Consider the following 18,328-nt stretch of genomic DNA (forward strand, 5'->3'; position numbering starts at 1 on the left):
GCTATGATTAATTCACAACCGTCTGAACCTTTGTTCCGCTTACCCCAGGCTCTGCCGGGGTAACGTCAAGCCTGACCGGGACCCTGGCTTTCAGGGCTTCCACGTGGGAGATAAGCCCAACGCTGAGCTGATCACCAATCAACGTTTCGAGGGAGTGCATCACCACGTCGAGGAGCGCCGCGTCCAGACTGCCAAAGCCTTCATCCAGCAAGAAGGTTTCAAGCCGAATCTTGCCTCTGAGCTGAAGCCTGGAGGACATAGCCAGCGCAAGCGCGAGAGAGGCCATGAAGGTTTCCCCGCCGGACAAAGACCTGAGATCTCTGCTGACACCGCCTTGATGGTGATCTGATATCCTAAAGTTACCCCGGGAATCCACTTCTAAACGATAACGATTCGCGGTCATGACCATAAGTCTCCGTGACGCTTCCTGCAAAATATAATCCAGCTGATTCATAGCTAAGAATTCCACAAACCGGTTGCCCCGCAGCAGCTTCTGCAGGATTTCAAAATAGCCCGTCTCCTGCTTCACCTCTGAAAGCAGCTTCTCTATCCCTGTCTTTTGCTGCAGAGACTGTGTCATGACTTTCAGGGCCTGCGCAGCGGTGCTCCGTGCCTCCAGCGCCTGAGTCCAATTTAACTGGGCATCCTCGGAAGCTTTGAACGTTGCCATGAGCTCTTCCTCAGTGATCATAGACGCTTCGTACAAATCCTGATATTCCTCCAGCTTCTCCAGAATAGTCCGACCTTCTACCTCGTAATCCCGAATCCAATTCGTCAGCCTATCCACTGTCTCTGCGTCAAGAAGCGCTTCCCGCCACGCCGCTTCACTTATGAAGCCCGCCGTTCGCCACTTTTCTTCAAATCTCTGCCTGCTCTCTTCCAGCTGCCTTGCGTTCGCATTCACAGTCGCTTCCAGCGATACCCATTCATTCTTCAAGCGCTCCTGAGCTTCGAGCAGTGCGGCTTGTGCCGCCTCTTCCCTTGGATAAGCGGCCTCCGTCTCCTCAATTTTCCGGCTCAGCTGAAAATACCGGCTTTCAAGCACGGCCTCATCCGTCTCATTTCCAACCTCAGCGCTGAGACGGACGAGCTCAGCTTCAGTCTGTTTAAGCGCATTGCTTAGACGCTCTTTTTCGAGACTGCTTTCACTCACGCTTTTAAGCTGTCTCAGCTTTTCTTCGTTGTCGCGCTCACGCTTCTGCTGAAGACTCTGAAGCTGTTTGCGCCGCAGTTCTGCTGATGCTTTTTTCTTACCAAAAGCATCAAATAGATCTGTCAACGCTGTTTCCGACGGCATTTCATCTTCGCAGGCGTACCCATGCCAGCTTTGGAGGTAGGCTTTCACCACCGCCTCGTGCTTTCTTTGGGACTCTAAGATCATGTCCCTTCTGGAGACCATGACTGCCAGCTCCTGGCGCTGGGCTGCCAACCTGGTCAATGACTTTTCCGCTTTATCCCGCTGGTCTTTCAGCAAGCTTTGCAGCGACACCTGTTCCTTTCTGATCGCCTCTGCTTTTGCCTCAGCCTCAGCCCGCGCCTTTTGCAGCCCCGCTATGGCCTGTTCAAGCTGAGCGTCCTCAGCTTCAAGATGGTGCCTTCCCTCTGCCTCAAGGGATGTCCTTCGCTTCAGCAAGCTTGCTTCAAGCTGCTTTTCCTGGTGCTTCATGACCGCCAGTGCCTGATCCTCTTCCTCAAATGCTTTCAGCCAGGCCGAATCCACTTCGCCCTGCAAAGCTTCACCGCCCGGACTATAAAGATGCCCACAAACCGGACATGGATCCCCGTCTCTCAGCGTAGATCTCAGCCTCACTGCCAGTGCGGCGTTGTAGGCTTCCCTCTTGGAAGCCAGAACCCGGGCCTTTTGAGCTGCCTCTTCCACGAGGGCTTTCAGCGCCTTCGTTTCTTCTTCCTGAGTGGTCAGAAGCGCTCTGAAATCCCCCAGCGCTTTGCTGACGGTCAGCTTCTCCACCCTTGCCTTTTCAAGGGCCTCCAGGTTAGTGTCCCTTTCTCCGGTCAGGTCTTCGTAGGCTTTCACCCCTGTCCGCAGCTGTTCTTCTGTTGCCTCTGCCGTGGCTTGAGAAAGCTCTTGTTCCTTTTCAAGCTGCCCTAAGCCTTCGTAAGCCCTCTCTAAGGCTGTCTTCAGCCTCTCCAGCTGAGCCTTTTCTTCCTTGGACTTTTCCCAATTGTCACGTGCTGTTAAAAAAGCATCTGAAGCCTCTTGGGTCAGGCCATCCTCTTCCAGTAACGCCGTCAGTCCGTTAATCTCTTCTGACAGCGTCGCCAAGGCTTGATCATGCTGCGCCAGACTGAGTACTTCCGCTTCATGCCGTTTCAGCTGCGCCGCCGCGAGGGCCATAGTCTTTTCCTTCTCAGTCTTCAGTTGGTTGACTGCCTTTGCTTGATGCCATTTGTTCTGAGCTAAAACCGCTTCATGCTTTGTCAGGGACAGGCTCCTGAATGCCGCCTCAAGTGCCGCGAAGCTCACAGCATGTTCAGCCGCAGCTTCCCTGGCGGCCGCGTAACGCGCCGCAGCTGCCTCAAGAAGACTCCGGCTCTCCTCAAGGCGCTTCTGTCTGAGTCTGAAATCCCCCTCAACTTCAGACGCATCCTCCGCTTTTTCATGTCGCTCAAGGCGATTTTTCATTTCCTGATAGGTTTCCTTGGCTGCTTCATGGCGGCTTGCCGCCTCCCTGAGCAGCTGAAGGCGTTTCTGGCGCTCAAGCCTCTGAGACAGCGCATCATACGCCAGCTTCTGTCGCTGAGCTTCTTTTTCGAGGATTGACGCCTGCTGATCCCAGTGCGCGGACGCTGCTTTAAGCTTCTCAAGCTCAGCCTGGTCCACGCCATCATAGGCAGACAGCTGTCCTTCAAGCTGATCCCGCTGGGACTGGAGCTTTCCCAGTACTTTTTTCAGCCGTTCTGTCAGTCTGTCCCCATAGATTTCAAGACCAAAAAGATTCTGGAGCATATTTCTCCTGTCCCTTGGATCGAGCTGAATAAACTCACTGAATTTGCCCTGGGGCAGAACCACCATTTTTAAAAACTCGCTGTCACTGAGACCTAAAATGTCTTGAATGCTGTGGTTGACTTCTCCCTGCTTGTCCTCAATCTGAAGGATCTCCCCCTCGAGAGACCTGACGACCAAGCGAGACTGATGGGATCTGTAACCCTCTCCAGACCTCCGGAAAACCCTTCGAATCTCTATTTCTCTGACAACGCCCTCAACGGCAGTGCGAAAAACAAATTCCAGCTCTGCCTGATCACATTCTGTATTGATGAAATCTTTGGTGCCTCTGGGCATGCTGCCCGGGCCGTAAAGGCTCATGACAATGCCGTCAATAATCGTTGATTTTCCTGAGCCCGTTGGTCCAAAGATCCCAAAGAGCCCCTTCGAGGAAAGGGCTTCAAAATCGATTGTCTGGGCAGCCTCAAAGCTGTTGAGGCCGCTGATAGTCAGTTTAACCGGTTTCATGCCCCTTCACGCCCCTCATTTTCCTCTTCCGCAAGCAGTGAGGCAAACCGCGTCATCAGCTCAGGCTCCGGCATTGCCCCATATTCCCGCTCATAGTAGCGGCTGAAAAGTTCGTGGATGTCCATTTTCTCAAGGGAGATTTCCACAAGCGCACTGCTCTCTTGATTTGGAAAGATGGGCTCTATGCTCAACAAATCCGGATAAAGGGTTTTAAGCCGTCTGATTTCTCCATTCGTCAGGGGCTTTAAGGTTTCCACCTCGAGGTATACCCAGGCTTTCCTTTTACCCTCCTCGATCAGGAGCGCCTCAGCTGCTTCAAAGGACTTGGCGTGCCAAATCTCGACAGGCTTGAGCAGCGGGATGAAAACCTCTTCGAATTCAAGCGGACCCGCTGCACCCGTGTCAATCAGTGTTACGGATTTGGCGTAGCCGGTTTCACTGCGGCTGTACTGAAGGGGTGAGCCGCTGTAACGGCCGCGGCCCTTCAAGCCTGCTACGGACTGAGGCTTGTGAAGATGCCCAAGGGCAACATAATTCGCAGACTTTGGAAACGCGTCCCCAAAGACCGTGTAGGCACCGCCCCACTGAAGGGTTCTCTCAGAATCTGAGATTTCTCCGCCGCTGACAAACAAATGGGATACGACTACCCCAAAGGTTTCCTCCGTAAAGTGTGCACAGCGCGCCTCAAGGAGATCCTTGACGCGCTCAGAGTATGTCAGCTGAAGCGCTTCTTCCTGACCGCTGACAGAAATCAGTTCCCCCAGCCTGCTTTCGCTGGGGAACGGAAGCAGCGCAAGGTCCAGGGCGTCCTCCCCCAAAGCTATGGTCAAGGCACCAGGCCCTCTGCCCCTTATTTTAAAACGTCCAATCTGCTGATCCGGCCATTCATCCTGCATATCTGTGCATAAAACAATGCCATGCTCCGAAGCCCAGGAGGCGGCGGCCCCTAAGCGGATGGGCTGATCGTGGTTGCCGGATACTATGAGGATGAGTCTGCGCCCACCATCGGCAAGTGCCTTGACTTTGTCGAAAAACAGGCGCTCCGCCCTGGCGGGCGGATTGTAAGTATCATAAACGTCCCCGGCGACGAGGACCACATCAATATCTTTTTCCTCTGCGCATTCAATGAGCGTATCCAGAAACGCAGCTTGCTCTTCCAGCCGCGGCTGTGTCTCAATCAGCCGTCCGAGGTGCCAGTCAGAGGTATGAAGTATTCTCAAAAGGTTGCCTCCTTTTCTCGCCCCGTGAGCTCTATGTCAATCCATTGCTTCAGATGGGCCGCGTACAGCCAGGCGGCTTCTGGCGCCCTGCCGGTCAGTCTCTGCAGGGCTTCAGCATATAATCTGAGCTGTGTGCCGTAGCGCTTTCTCATGGTCGTGACGGCCTCAGGCCCATAGAGCCTGTCCGTCTTGTAGTCCACCAGGACCAGACCCTGTTCATCCTCAAAATAGAGGTCTATAATGCCTTGAATCATGCTGAAGTCTGGTCCGGTGCCTCTTTTCAGGACAAAGGCCCTTTCCCGTTCCACCTTTGGGGCCCTGAGAAGCCGTTCAAAGAGGTCGTGTTCGAAAAATCCTGCAAGCGCGTCAAGGCTGAGGACCTCCGCCATTTCCTTCAGAAGCCTGCCCTCGCTGACGAGACGCTCTTTTTCTTTTTCCAGAATGGCGCTTCTTTCTACTGGTGTTTTGTCTGCCATTTTTGAAAAATCCATATACTGAAGCATGGTGTGAAAGGCACTTCCCCGCGCAGCGCCAGCGGCAGCTGTGCTCTCCTGTGCCACAAACCTGGGGGCTTCTGTCAGCTCCGGCTTGTAGAGGACTTCCAGGGTCATCTCCCTGTTCAGCCCACTCTGGCCAAAGCTTTCCAGCGCCTTGAGCTCCGTGACGCTGACTTTGGATGGCAGCGCGGCAAATTGATTCGCAGCAACCCCCTCCAGTCTGCGTCCACTGTCCAGCCGCCTTATGACAGCGTCATCCAGAGACATGGCTTTGGCCTCAGCCAACAGGTCATCCAGATTTCGCCTGGAATCCGGCTCAAAGGTCTGCGCCCGTATGACGTCCTTGGCGCTGACGACCTCATAGTCCCAGCGGCTGGCCGCGCCAGGGGATTCGCCCACAGCATAGGCCCCCATCCAGTCCAGCGGGCACTTTGCCTGACCCATGGCAAAGGGGAGGCAGCCTCTGCTGTAATTGGCCAGCGCGCGTTCCGCAAATTTAGTGGCGCCAGTGACATATAATCGGTCCACCGCCCGGGTTAAAGCCACATAGAGAATCCGCAGCTCCTCAGACAAAGCTTCGCGCTCAATGGCCTTTTGAATGGCCAGCTGAGGCAGAGAGGTCCGGTAGGTCCTTCTTTCAGCATCAATTTCTTTTAAAGCGACACCAAGGTCTTTGTGGAGAAGCAAGTCGCCATAGGAATCCCTCATGTTGAATTTTTTTCCGGTGTCTGCCAGGAAAACGATTGGAAATTCCAGTCCCTTGCTTTTATGGACGCTTATAATTCGGATAAAATCCTCATCCTCCGCCATATTTTTAGGAACTTCGGCCCCAAATTCCGAAGCGTCGCTCTCTTCAATAGCATGGATAAAGCCCTGGAGATCTCCGCGCAGGGAGGCTTCATATGCCGCCGCCCGTTCGACGAGCTTCATGAGCTGGGCGGCCCGGAGCTCACCCTCTGGCATAGCCCGGGCATATTCGAGAAGTCCCGTGTCAATCAACAGCCGCCACATGAAATCGCCCATACGTTCATACTTGGCGCAGCTCGACCAGGCTTCAAGGCGCGAAAAAAATTTGCGAAGCCGGGCACTGAGCCCTTGATCCCCTACCCCTTCGCCAAGGTCTTCCGCTTCAGACGCGGCCACTTGCGCCGCATCCCTGAACGTGCCTTCCGGGACCTTGCGCCTGATCAGCGCCAGCTCATCCGTGGTGAAGCCGCCAATGGGCGAGCGCATCACCGTCAACAGATCCAAATCCAACCGGCTGTTGTCTATGACTTTCAAAAGACTTAAGGCGGCCTGCATCTCAAAGGACGAAATTCTGGCACCGACGCCATCCGCACGGACAGGGAGGCCATATTGGCTCAGAACCTGAACATAGGTTTCTGCCGCAGCTTTGGGCGATCTCATAAGGATGACAATGTCTCTGAAGCGAGGTGGCCTGGTGACCTGGTTCTTGGGATCAAAAAGGTCGACTTTGAGTGTCTCCCTGATCATGCCTGCAATAACATGGGCCTCGAGCTCGGCATTTTTCATGTACGACAGCGCTTCCTCCAGCTCAGGATCTGAAACGTCCAGCTCATCCGCCCCGTTCTGAGCCTCTGAGGCTTCAAGACTGTCTCCAGATGGCATTTTCCCCGTATCGATCAGCGTCAGGGAAAGGGACGGAATTGATAACTGAGGAAAGATAAGTCCTGGATTGAGGCGCGCGTGCACGTCGTAGCTGACCTCCCCAAGGGACAAACTCATGACCCTCCAGAAAAAGCCGTTGACGCGCTCCAAAAGCTCCGGTCGCGACCGGAAGTTTGCGCTGAGATCAATGATTCTGTCCTTTGCAGACGGCGATCTTGAAAAGCTGTTCAGTTTGTCCATGAACAGCGTGGGATCCGCCAGCCTGAATTTATAGATACTCTGTTTGACGTCTCCAACCAAAAAGACGTTGTCTTCCCTGGCAATCGAGCGGATCACGGTTTCCTGAACCAGATTGGAGTCCTGGTATTCATCCAGGAAAATATGTTCAAATTTATTCCTGTTCATCTCAGCGATTTCTGAATCCTTTAAGATTTCGATCGCCAGATGCTCAAGATCATAAAAGTCTATAACGCCCGCTTCCTTTTTCAGCGCGCTGTAATTTTCCTCCAGCGCCAGCACGAGCTGACAGAGGGCGCGCGTACCAGGCAGCAGCTTGCTTATTGAAGCATCCAGCGCTTCAGGCCCTTGTGAAAAAAAGTGCTTGCTCAGCCGCTTCACGTAGTCTTTGACCATGTCCCTGCGTTCCTGAACAGCCGTCTTAAGCTCGGCGCTGAGCTGATCGCCCTCCTGGATCCTGACGGCCTTGAGCTTTTCAAACTTCACACCTGCCAGCGTTTGATACCCAGCAGCGTAGCCTTCTTCAATCCTGGCTTTGAGGTCTTCGAGCAGCGCCAGGTCAGCTTCCACCGCAGGCAGGTACGCCTGAGGCCCGCAGGGGTGATGGCAAAGCGCCAGTGCTTCCTCATAAGACTCTGTAAGTGCTGAAAGTTCCTCTGAGATCATCTTGAGAAGCGACCTCAACCAGTGGCTGTTCTCTGCGCGGTCCGCTTCAAGGGCTTGTGTCTGACTTACCAGCCAGGCTTCAGGCGCCGGCTGGGACTGTATGAAGCTATGGACCTCCCAAAGAAGGCCTTCAATTTTCTCATCTGTACGATTGCCTGAAAAAGCCTCTATAAATTCATTAAAGTCCGGTGTCATGGCCTCATAGGCAGACTCCAGGGTCATCATGGCCGCTTCTTCCCTCAGGGCGTTCAGCAGCGCCGCGTCCCCAACCCTGAAGGATGGGTCCATGTCGACCTTGTAGAAATGCTTTCTGACCAAATCGTTGCAGAAAGCGTGCAGGGTCATGATATAGGCACTGCCTGCCCCTTCGAGCTGCGCTCTGAGCCACTCGACCTCAGCACCTGGCTCTCTCAGCTTTTTGGAGAGTGCCCTGACAATCCGGGTGCGCATCTCTCCTGCAGCGGCGCTTGTAAAGGTGACAATCAGCATATTTTTGATGGGGATATGGTCTTCTGAAATCAACCGAAGGATACGCTCGACCAGAACCGCGGTCTTCCCCGAGCCTGCCGCGGCGGAAACGAGCAGGTTTGCGTTTCTGGCGCGAATGGCATTGTCCTGGGCTTCAGTCCAGCGAACCTCATTATTGTTGTTGTCTTTGCTGCTGTCTTTGTTGTTCTCTATATTGACCTCTATATTGACCGCTTTGTCGTGGACTTTTGCATTGCTTTCTGATTGGCTCATTCGCTGCCCTCCCCATCTCCGGTCTCTTCACAGCAGCCCGGCTCTGACAAATTGTCAGCTTCCGGCCCCCCGCAGGTTTCGATCCAAGTCGTTCCCTTCAGCTTCTTCAAATTTCTGTAACGATTGCCGCCATAAGTCAGGTCAAACTGACAAATGCCCATCAAATCACAATAATCACAGGCCGTCCTTGTGCCGAAGCGATACGGCGCTACATCAATTTCACCCTTAAGGATGTCCTCTCCCAAGGCCGCGATCTTATGCCTCACAAATCTGCGGAGGCTTTCAAAAGTCGACGACTCAAGGACGCCGGAGCCGGCGGTGGGGGTTCCATCGCGCTTCAGCTCAAAGGGAATGCGCAGCGACTTCGACTCATCGTCAAGCGTCGTATCCAGACGCCTTGCCATCTCAAGCCCGCCAATGACGAGGCCATTAAGCTTGAGCTTTTTAAGCAGCTCACGCTCAACGTCCTCCTCCCGCACGCTCTCCAGGTCGACCATGGGGTCATCAATTTTGAAATAAAAGAGACCGCCTGGCGCCACCTCCGGCAGGGTGGTCAAAAGCGCAGGGTCGCTCAGGACCGCGTCCATGTAGGCAACAAGTTGAAGCTGCAGACCATGATGTATTTTCGAAAGGTCCAGCGTTTCCGAGCCGGATTTGTAGTCCACAATCTGAACGAACGCCATGCCCTCCTCCGTTTCGCATACGTCGATCCGGTCAATCCGGCCCTCCAGCAAGATTCTCTGGCCATCTGCCAGCTCGATCAGAATGGGCGGCAGGCTGTCCGGCCGGTTTGCTGAAAACGCGAGTTCGAAGGCCCTTGGCTTGAAGTGGCTGTGGTTTAAATGGTCGAGGATTGTCATAGCGGCCCTGGTACTCGTTCGCTTGACACGCCTCAAAACATAACGATTGCGCTCGGAATTGGCGAACACGGTCCTGCTGTAACCCGCGACATTTTCGTCCACGATTTGGTCCATCAGCGCTGCGACGGCCTCCTGGGACATGAGTGAGGCCTCGGAACCATCGGCAAAAGCGCGGAGCGCAAAAGTCTCAACCGCGCTATGGAACAGCCGTCCCACTTCTGGCAAATCCACTTCGTAAGGAACCACCCTCACCGGCCTGAGTCCAAAGTCGACAAAATGCTTGAAGGGGCAGGCGGCAAAACGTTCCAGCCTGGAGACGCTGGTTGTGAGGGGCATGCCAAAGAGAGCCTCTGTAGAGGCCCTGGAGAGGGGCTTTGGCCGATTGTTGTGGTGAAAAGCCCTTTTAAGTCGCCGGGCCCTGGCCTCAAAGTCCGGCTTCGATTCGAAGTGATTGAGCATGGCCGCCCATTCGAGGGCGGGCTGGGACTGCCTGCCATCCAGCCAAGCCCGCAGCTGGCGTGTAATGGGTGCAATGACGGCGTCGTAATTGGACGCCCTGGCAGAGGGCGCAAGCTCATCCAGGCGCACATGGCGGAGCTTGAGATCCGGGATCAGCGTCTGCAGCTGATCGAGCAAATACGTCGGCCGCATGCTTTTCCCCATGCCATCCGCGAAGGCACAGCTGATATACAGGGCACTTGTGGGCTTCGCCATTGCAAGATAAATGGAAAAGGCTTCATTCATGGAAAGGTAATCACTGACGGACTTAAGCTCCAGCTGCGCAGCCCGGAGGCTGAGCTTTTCGTCGTCCGTCAGGAGGCCGCTGCCGTCCCGGTTCGAAGGCAGGATGCCATCTGCCGCGCCTACGAGAAACAAAGCTTTGATGGGATGGCTGCGGGAATGCTCTATTTTTCCAATAAGGACGGTATTGAAGTCCTGAGGCAGCATGCCTGTTTCATAGGCCGCAAAGCCGGCTTCAAGGATTGCCCGGTAATCGCTCAGCTTCAGGCTTGTCTCCGGCGAGACGGACACGATCTGGTCCAGTAGGTCAGAGATCATGTTCCAGCCCTGAATGGTCTCAAACGCGGCTTCAAACCCATTTTGGAGCCTTATTTCCTGAGTGAGGGCCTCATAGCGCTCACGGATGCCAGCCGTCGTGAGCCAGCGGTAAAGTGACTCACTATAGCCCGCAGCTGTGTCCAAGGCTTTGAAGGCGGCCTCAAACTGCTCTATAACGCTGGCGAGCGCTTCCCTGAGCGGTTCAAGGGTCTCGTCCTCCACCGGCTGCTTCCAGCGTTTGCCTCTGATGCCATTCTCCAAGGCATAAATTTCTAATTTTTCCCACGCGTCTCGGTCGATCTCTGTGAGACCGGTTTTGACCGCTTTAAAAAGCGGTGCCGCAGGAAAATCCTTCTGGTAAGCTTCCAGCATAGCGAGGATCAGCCTGGCGAGGGGATTCCCTACTATATCACGGCGTTTGTCGTGAAACGAGGGAATCTTGTACTGCTCGAAAACGCGGGCCAACAGGTCGTCATAGATATCCGGCGCATTGCTGACAACGGCGATATCCTGATAGCGATAGCCCTTTTCAACGACCAGACGGCCAATTTCGAGGGCGACATATTCCGCTTCGTCCCAGGTCGTGTCAAAAGTCATGAGCGCGACGCCCTCTGCGGTGCCCTCATAGATGACCTGAGGATATTCAAAAAGGGCTTTTTCTATATGCTCCAGAGCATTCGTAGGCTCTTCAGCGGATGACATAGTTTCAGCGGAAAAGCCGCAGCCGGTCTCCTCAGCAATCGCTTCGAGACGTCTGTAGGTTTCAGCCGTCGCCAAAAAAATGCCAGTCTGAGTCAAATGTCCCGGGTCAAGTGTCAGCGCCACCTTGACGGACTTGCAGACTCTGGCGAGGCTTTCGATCAGTTTGAACTCCTGACCTGTGAAGCCGGAAAAACCATCAATGCACAGGGTCGCGCCCTTCATTCCCGCCAGGGCGTGCAGCCGGCTGGCTGCCAGGTCATAGCGGTCCTCCTCATCCATGAGCGCTTCGGATTTGAGGGCCTCAAAGCGCTCGTAGACGAGCGCAATATCGTTAATTTTTGCCGCAGTGAGCTTGGGCAGTCCTTCCCCGGCGCTTTTAAGCTTTTCAGGCCCAATACCGGAGCGCTTGAGCTCTGCTATAAAATCACCCATCATGGAGATAAACCCGGTTTTCCGGTGGGCGGTCTGATACGCCTTGAGACTGTCTGCGGACTCCAGGAGGATTCTCTTGAGGAGCATGTGCCGTCCAAGCTCGTCCAAATACTGCTGCTGACTAGCTTCAGTGGACTCGAGCACTTTATCCACCAATTTTCTGAAGCTGAGCACCTGAACGTTGAGGAGTCCTTCCAGATTGTGAAAGCCGACCAGCTCCCGCTCTGCCTGAAGCGTAAATTGCTCCGGAACGATCAGCCAAAGGCTGCCCTCAGCCGCCTTGGGGCTGCGCTCCTGCCGGGCGAGAAAGTCATAAATGCGCTTTGTTTTTCCGCTTCCTGAGCGGCCCGTCACAACTTGAATCACTTGATGCACCCCACTTTTGCCAGTTGTTTTGCTGCGTTTAAGCTTGTCTGGTCCGCCCCACGCGTTTCATCCTTTGGGAGAGTCCCCAGCCTATGGCCGCCACTGCCGCATTCAGCCCAATGTACAAACCAAAGATCCGAACTGCAATATCCACAAAAAACTGTTCCTGCAAAATCACAATCAACAAATCCGTTTCAGGGTTGAGCAGCCAAAGATCATTGTCAAAGAAGATCTCGTGGAACAGCGTAAAATATTTGGTAAAATCAATATTTATCAGGATCAAAAGTCCGCCTGCCGCGACGGCACCAAGGAGTCCGGCGCCCATCATACCTTTATGCACACTTTGACGGTCCCCGGCGAGCTGCACCGAGACAAAGGCTGCCAGAGCGAACGCCGCTAAAGCGATCATCCGTATCCGGCCATTGAGAAAAAACAGGTCCTGAACATCCACCATGTGGGTCTGCTCACGTTCATTGAACAGCTCGACCTGCCTTCCCTCGCGTTCTATGGTATATTGGAACGACGCCTCCTGCCCCTTGAGGTAGCCTATGATCATGTCAGAGACGCCCCCGAGCTCCGCCTTCGATAGACCTGTCACCTCAACCGTATTCAATTTTTCGAATTCCTGGTCATAATAGCCGCGGCTCATGGAAAATACATCAATGCTCAAACTTAAAATGAACAAATTGGCTGCTGCGGCCATGACCAGAACGAGCAGCCATTTTGCGTATCCCGGCAGGGCAAGTGCAGGCGAAGTTTGTGGTCTGCCTGCGCCCATCATTGTTCCTTCAGTGCCTCCAGAACTTTTTCAGCATGCCCGGCAGCTTTGACGCCCCTGAACGCGTGAATCAGCTTTCCGGCCTCATCAAAGACGAAGGTCGAACGGTCCACCCCCACCACCTCTTTGCCATACATCTTTTTCGCTTTCATGACACCAAAACTTTGATGGGCGACCTGCTCCGGATCGCTTAAAAGAAGGAAATCCAATGCCTGGTTCTCAATGAATTTATGATGGGACTTGATGGAATCCCTGCTGATGCCTACAATTTCAGCCCCCAAGGCCTCAAATTCCTTTTTCAGTGCCCGAAACTCGAGCGCTTCGGTCGTTCAGCCAGAGGTATTGTCTTTGGGGTAGAAAAAGAGTACGAGTTTTTTGCCTTGATCCGAAAAGGCTTTCAACGAAACTGACGCGCCGTTTGTACCCTCCAGTTCGATTTCCGGTACCATTTCACCAACTTGAATCATCTCACTTGCCTCCCTCATATGGATGACGCCAGTCATCCCCGCTTAGCACGGGGCGACTGACGTCATTTTGACATTTTTGATATTATTTTTGTTTATGATGCTTCTCATTTTTTCTGTTATCTTAGTCGGGACTGTCCCGGCCTATTTGAAGACGACCTTGTCAACTTTTGGCGCCCTCAGACGATGGGCTTGCTCAAAGCCAGAGCCTATAAGCGGTCTGAGATAATACTTGAAGTCATCCGTAACGTGGTTCCCCGCCAAATTAATAAACTCATCCGGCATCAGACGGGTCTTCGCCGCGACGGTTTCAAGGGGCACCAGCTTGTAGTCCACTGAGTAAAAGCCGGTTCTTTCAATGGCAATCGAACCGTCAACGCGGTTCCAGATCGCGAACTGCGCAGCTTTTTCTCCGACTTCCCTGGCTTCTCTCTGGTCAACATCTGAAACGCAGCCCAGGAAGGATCTCTGCAGGTAGCCAAAAGTATCCGCCCTGACCCGGCTGATGTTGAGCCGCGTTTTGACGAGGTCTGCCAGAAAATCTCCGAGTACGCCGGAGCCTGAAAGCTGGACGTTGCCATGTGCGTCAAATTCCTGCTTCATGCCTGAGAGCTGGCTGACCGGTGTCTTGTTCTTGTCTACAATGCCTTCGGAGACTGCCACGATGCAGCGTCCATACTTGTCGTAGACTTCTTTGACATCCTTGAGGAAGTCATCAATGTCGAAAATACGCTCCGGCAAGTAGACAAGATGCGGCCCATCATCCGGATATTTCTGAGCCAGGGAGGCAGCTGCGGTCAGGAATCCTGCCGAGCGTCCCATGACGACACCTATGTAGACCCCGCCCATAGCACGGTTATCCAGATTGACGCCTGAAAACGCGCTGGCGACATAGCGTGCTGCTGAGCCATAGCCCGGCGTGTGGTCATTCATCATCAAATCGTTGTCTACCGTCTTTGGAATGTGGATCGCCCGGAACTCATAGTTGGCGATTTCCGCATAGTGGTTGACAATCCGGACCGTATCACTGGAGTCATTCCCACCTATATAGAAGAAGTAGCGAATGTCATGACCCTTCATGATTTCAAACATTTCGCGGCAGAATTTCTCATCCGGTTTGATCCGCGTTGACAATAAGGCTGAAGACGGTGTTTTCGCCACTTGCTCCAGGTTATGGGTCGTCTCCTGTGTCAGATCGAGAAAATTCTCGTTGACAATGCCCTCCACACCATGCTCAGCGCCATAAACCTTAGTGACCTGGCTAAATTTTCTGCTTTCCAAAACCGCGCCCACCAAAGACTGATTGATGACTGCCGTTGGTCCGCCGCCTTGAGCGACGAGGACTTTACCTCTTAATTCCATAAACTTACGCCTCCCTCAAATGACATTTGAAATATTGATACCCTAAATTGTCTTCATATGACAGTTGGTTTTAAAATTTGTGCAACGCATTGCGTGTTGTCCTTACCTGAGTCCGTACCGTTTTTCATACTTCGACTTCAAATCCTGAATATAGTAACGCGGATCAAAAGCTTCCCCTGTTGCTTCCAGGATGACCTGTTCAGGCTTCAGCCGTTTTCCGTGGGCGTGAACCCTGAATTTCAACCATTCCAGTATTTCTCCAAAGTCCAGCGTCCTGAGGGACCGGTCAATGTCGACCTCTTGTCCCATGAAATGGAGCAGCTGCGAAGCATAGGCATTCCCAAGTGCATAAGAAGGAAAATAACCGATCAGTCCCGCTGCCCAGTGGACATCTTGCAGCACACCCTCACCATGGTGCGCCGGCACTACCCCAAGGTATGCGCGCATAAGCCTGTCCCAGGCCTCCGGAAGGGCTTCAACTTCAAGCGCACCTTCGAAAATGGCCTTCTCCAGCTCATACCGTACCATGATGTGCAGTGGGTAAGTCAATTCATCTGCCTCTATTCTTATCAATGTGGGCTCTACCCGGTTGATCGCTTCAACGAAGGCATCCAGCGAAATATCATCCAGCGCCGGGCTGAAGCTTTCCTTCATTTCACCGTAAAGACCAGACCAAAAAGAGCTGCTCCGGCCAAAAGCGTTTTCGAACATTCGAGCTTGGGACTCGTGAACCGCTGAGGACGAACCGTTATCCAGCCCCGTATTGGCAAGTTCCCTTTCAAAGTTCTGCTCATAGATGCCGTGGCCACCCTCGTGGAGGACACTGAAAATGGCCGAGACAAACTCATTTTCGTAATAATGGGTCGTCATACGCACATCATCAATGGACATGGCATTTGTAAACGGATGCTCACTTTCACCAAGAAATCCCCTGCTCAGGTCAAAACCCGAAACCTCAAGCAGTCGTTTGGCAAACCTTTTCTGCTTTTCTCTTGGGACTGTTCTTGAAAGAAACCCATAGCGCTCTGGGCTGCTTGTGAGTTTTTCTCTGATCGCCGCAAGGAGTGGTACGATTTCATCCCTGAGCTGGCCAAAAAAATGGTCCAGCTTTTCAACCGTCATACCCGGTTCGAACATCTCGATCCAGGCATCATAAGGATGTTTTTCATAACCAATGTACTCAGAAAACTTCCTCGCCGTATCAAAGATGAATTGATAATGCTGTTTGCAGCTGTCAAAGTCGCCGGACCGCTTGGCTTCTTCCCACTCTGCCTCAGATTTTGAGATGTAAGTCATAAAGGCTGTGTATTCATCCTTGGGGATTTTTTCGATTCGGGCCAGCTCAACCAGCCACTCCCGTGCAATATCACCCTCAAGGCTGTCCGGTTCCAGTGAAAACTCATTGAGAAGCGTCCTGAACTCAGGCGCCATGAGATACCTATAGTGTTCGCGGGTCAGGACACCGTAGCCTTTACTTCTAAAACTTACGCCGGCAGCGGGAGCGCCGCAAACCGACTGATCCCAATTGATGGTATTCATTGCCAGGCGGTAAGCGGACAGGATTTCGAGGTATTCATACAGCCTTTGCTTCGTATTTGAGCCCTCGTCAGGCATATCAGGCGTATCAGACGTATCAGACGTATCAGACGTATCAGGCCTATCAGGTGACCTCTTCATAGGATCAGCGCTCCAGCTTTGCGCAAACTTTTTCCCGTGTAATTTCCTCAATGGTCCCTGCCCCCGTCATCAGCATAGCCTCGGAAAGCTCCGCTTTGACCTTGTTCAAATAAAGCTGGACGCCTTCTTCTGCACCGCCGTAAATGGCATAAGCGAACGGACGCCCTATGAGAACGCCTTGAGCGCCCAGCGCAATAGCTTTGAAAACGTCAAGTCCTGTCCTGACCCCCCCGTCAATCAATATGGTCATCTTTCCACCAACCGCTTCCACAATCTCAGGAAGCACCTCAATTGTGGAAGGTGTCTCATCCAATACCCGGCCGCCATGATTGGATACGACTATGCCGCTGGCACCTGCTTCTAAAGCCTTTCTTGCACCTTCTGCAGTCATGATCCCTTTTAGCACAAAAGGTACTTTGATCTGAGCGATTATTTTCGAGAGGGTCTCCACGGACATAGGCGCTACCGGCTTGCCTTGAGCCGCCAATATAGACAGTCCGGCAGCATCAATATCCATTGCTACGGCAAACGCCCCTGAAGCTTCAGCCATCTTTGCTTTATTGAGCACCTCTTCATAACTCCAAGGCTTAATGGTTGGGATCCCCCAGCCCTCCAGCTCATAAATGGCCTCTATGGTGCCCTGGAAAACCTCATCCTTGACGCCGTCCCCTGTAAAAGCAGCTGTCCCCGCTTTGTGGCAGCCACTCAGCAGCGCACTGGAATAGGACAGGTCATCATAGGCGTCGCTGTAATGCAGGCCCACTGCGCCTATGGGTGCCGCAAACACCGGCAAGGCTACTTTTTTCCCAAATAGTGTCGTTTCTGTTGATACCGCTTTTGGCTCGTAAATTGTATCCATTTGAAGCCGGACTTTCTTTAAATCCTGATAGCTTCTGATAAAGCCAAGCCCTGAACCTTTGCCGCCCGGTCCCGGGATCATGCCCCTGCAGGCAATGCCATTGCACTCCGGGCAGACCTTACAGTAAGGTCCTATGTTCTGCTTCGCGTTATTCAGTACTTCCTGATAATTCATTGATCAGCCACCCCTTCAATTGGACTTGAGGTTAAAATGACGCAAAAAATCTTACTCTCTAAAAGTATAACAAATTACCGGGCAGGATGACAGAGTACCGCGATAACCCTGACACACATTTTGCGGTTTAGCTTCTGTTCTAAGCGCGTAAGGTGTGGTATAATGGCAAGCGATTACAAGAATCAAAGTGTGAAAGTTTGAAAGGAGTTTTTTGCTTGAAACTGTACGAAGCATGGGAAGCACAAGCGGCCCAGGAACGCAGTGAAAAAGAGTATCAGGCCTTCTGGCAGGATTACCTTCTGAAGGAGCAGGGCGTCTATGAGAAAATGCTCGGAGAAAAGAACACAAAACTGACGGGAACCATAGCTGCCCTCGCAGAAGCGAACGGCATGGATGCCATGACATTCGCCGGCTTCCTTGACGGCATCAACACGAGCCTTGTCGAGCCCCTCGTCCTTGAGGACCTTGAAGAAACGACTGAAATCGACGCTGAAGTCGATTTCGAAAAACTCTACTTTAATATGCTGGATGCAAAGGCAGATTGGCTCTTCAACCTTCCGGCCTGGGATGATATTCTCACCGTAGAACAGCGAAAAGAGATCAAGAAAGAGTTCAACAAAACGAAAACGGTAGTAAAAGAAGCTAAAGTCGGCAGAAACGACCCTTGTCCATGCGGCAGCGGCAAAAAGTACAAGAAATGCTGCGGCGCGTAAACAGCAGCATAGATTGCTAATTGCGCGGCTAACTCTGCGGTTGAATAAACGGCTGGAGCATGCAGTGGCATAATGAAAAACGGCTCTATAATAAATGTTGGGGTGGGTGATTCCTCCCCAGCATTATTTTTTTCAAAAAAATAATGCACTTATATCTTTTGCTCCTTAAAATGTTAGTTGACTAGACAAACATTAAAGAAAGGGGCTTGGATATAAGTGCATCCTCATTCTACCAGTAAACTCTTAGATTTGAAAGATTGTATTATCAACAAAATCGACCATTCTGATTCTTTTATAAGAATTACAATCTCAACCAAGGCCAAGGAGGCTCACTGCCCGGCTTGTGGCAAATTGACTTCAAAGATTCACGACTATCGACATCAAACAATTAAAGACCTCCCCTTGATGTCTAAAAAGACA

Annotated in this window: 11 protein-coding genes; 2 read left to right on the plus strand and 9 right to left on the minus strand. The window is 52.6% G+C overall.

The features are described 5' to 3' along the window. Window positions 1-7: 7 nt before the first annotated feature. The 9 genes from BLP63_RS12110 to BLP63_RS12150 form a co-directional block, all read right to left on the minus strand. Entirely contained in the window at window positions 8-3,472 is a 3,465-nt protein-coding gene (locus tag BLP63_RS12110; RefSeq protein WP_092591936.1) for an AAA family ATPase, read from the minus strand. Beyond that, the gene (locus BLP63_RS12115; protein WP_092591938.1) at window positions 3,469-4,692 is read right to left on the minus strand and encodes an exonuclease SbcCD subunit D; all 1,224 of its coding nucleotides are present in this window, start codon (window positions 4,690-4,692) and stop codon (window positions 3,469-3,471) included. Before BLP63_RS12115 ends, BLP63_RS12110 begins: the two co-directional genes overlap by 4 nt. Beyond that, window positions 4,689-8,462: a helicase-exonuclease AddAB subunit AddA gene (gene addA, locus BLP63_RS12120; protein ID WP_092591940.1), complete on the minus strand. Its 3,774-nt coding sequence runs from the start codon at window positions 8,460-8,462 to the stop codon at window positions 4,689-4,691. Before addA ends, BLP63_RS12115 begins: the two co-directional genes overlap by 4 nt. Next, window positions 8,459-11,881: a PD-(D/E)XK nuclease family protein gene (locus tag BLP63_RS12125; protein WP_092591942.1), complete on the minus strand. Its 3,423-nt coding sequence runs from the start codon at window positions 11,879-11,881 to the stop codon at window positions 8,459-8,461. Before BLP63_RS12125 ends, addA begins: the two co-directional genes overlap by 4 nt. Before the next feature lie 37 nt (window positions 11,882-11,918). Then, complete coding sequence (locus BLP63_RS12130; RefSeq protein WP_092591944.1) at window positions 11,919-12,662, minus strand: TIGR01906 family membrane protein; 744 nt, start codon at window positions 12,660-12,662, stop codon at window positions 11,919-11,921. After that, the gene (locus BLP63_RS17105) at window positions 12,659-13,162 is read right to left on the minus strand and encodes a peroxiredoxin (protein WP_330387150.1); all 504 of its coding nucleotides are present in this window, start codon (window positions 13,160-13,162) and stop codon (window positions 12,659-12,661) included. The genes BLP63_RS12130 and BLP63_RS17105 overlap by 4 nt, the downstream gene beginning before the upstream one ends. Before the next feature lie 105 nt (window positions 13,163-13,267). After that, window positions 13,268-14,485: a 6-phosphofructokinase gene (locus BLP63_RS12140; protein ID WP_092591948.1), complete on the minus strand. Its 1,218-nt coding sequence runs from the start codon at window positions 14,483-14,485 to the stop codon at window positions 13,268-13,270. A 102-nt stretch (window positions 14,486-14,587) separates the two neighbouring features. Beyond that, window positions 14,588-16,162, minus strand: coding sequence for a carboxypeptidase M32 (locus tag BLP63_RS12145; RefSeq protein ID WP_092591950.1), 1,575 nt, complete (start codon window positions 16,160-16,162; stop codon window positions 14,588-14,590). Window positions 16,163-16,166: 4 nt separating this feature from the next. Beyond that, window positions 16,167-17,195, minus strand: a complete 1,029-nt coding sequence (locus BLP63_RS12150; RefSeq protein WP_092591952.1) for an alpha-hydroxy-acid oxidizing protein — start codon at window positions 17,193-17,195, stop codon at window positions 16,167-16,169. 215 nt (window positions 17,196-17,410) lie between these two features. Between BLP63_RS12150 and BLP63_RS12155 the strand changes: the two genes are divergently transcribed. Then, window positions 17,411-17,908: an SEC-C metal-binding domain-containing protein gene (locus BLP63_RS12155; RefSeq protein WP_092591954.1), complete on the plus strand. Its 498-nt coding sequence runs from the start codon at window positions 17,411-17,413 to the stop codon at window positions 17,906-17,908. Between the two features lie 216 nt (window positions 17,909-18,124). After that, window positions 18,125-18,328: transposase family protein (locus BLP63_RS16725; protein WP_139159825.1), on the plus strand; the 204-nt coding region annotated here is incomplete at its 3' end.

Origin of the sequence: Acidaminobacter hydrogenoformans DSM 2784 (assembly GCF_900103005.1) — a bacterium.
GTDB lineage: Bacteria > Bacillota > Clostridia > Peptostreptococcales > Acidaminobacteraceae > Acidaminobacter > Acidaminobacter hydrogenoformans.

Excerpts from the sequence above, each read along its gene's own strand:
- BLP63_RS12150 (WP_092591952.1), bottom strand. The coding sequence starts at position 17,195 with ATGAATTATCAGGAAGTACTGAATAACGCGAAGCAGAACATAGGACCT.
- addA (WP_092591940.1), bottom strand. The coding sequence starts at position 8,462 with ATGAGCCAATCAGAAAGCAATGCAAAAGTCCACGACAAAGCGGTCAAT.
- BLP63_RS12140 (WP_092591948.1), bottom strand. The coding sequence starts at position 14,485 with ATGGAATTAAGAGGTAAAGTCCTCGTCGCTCAAGGCGGCGGACCAACG.
- BLP63_RS12145 (WP_092591950.1), bottom strand. The coding sequence starts at position 16,162 with ATGAAGAGGTCACCTGATAGGCCTGATACGTCTGATACGTCTGATACG.
- BLP63_RS12130 (WP_092591944.1), bottom strand. The coding sequence starts at position 12,662 with ATGATGGGCGCAGGCAGACCACAAACTTCGCCTGCACTTGCCCTGCCG.
- BLP63_RS12110 (WP_092591936.1), bottom strand. The coding sequence starts at position 3,472 with ATGAAACCGGTTAAACTGACTATCAGCGGCCTCAACAGCTTTGAGGCT.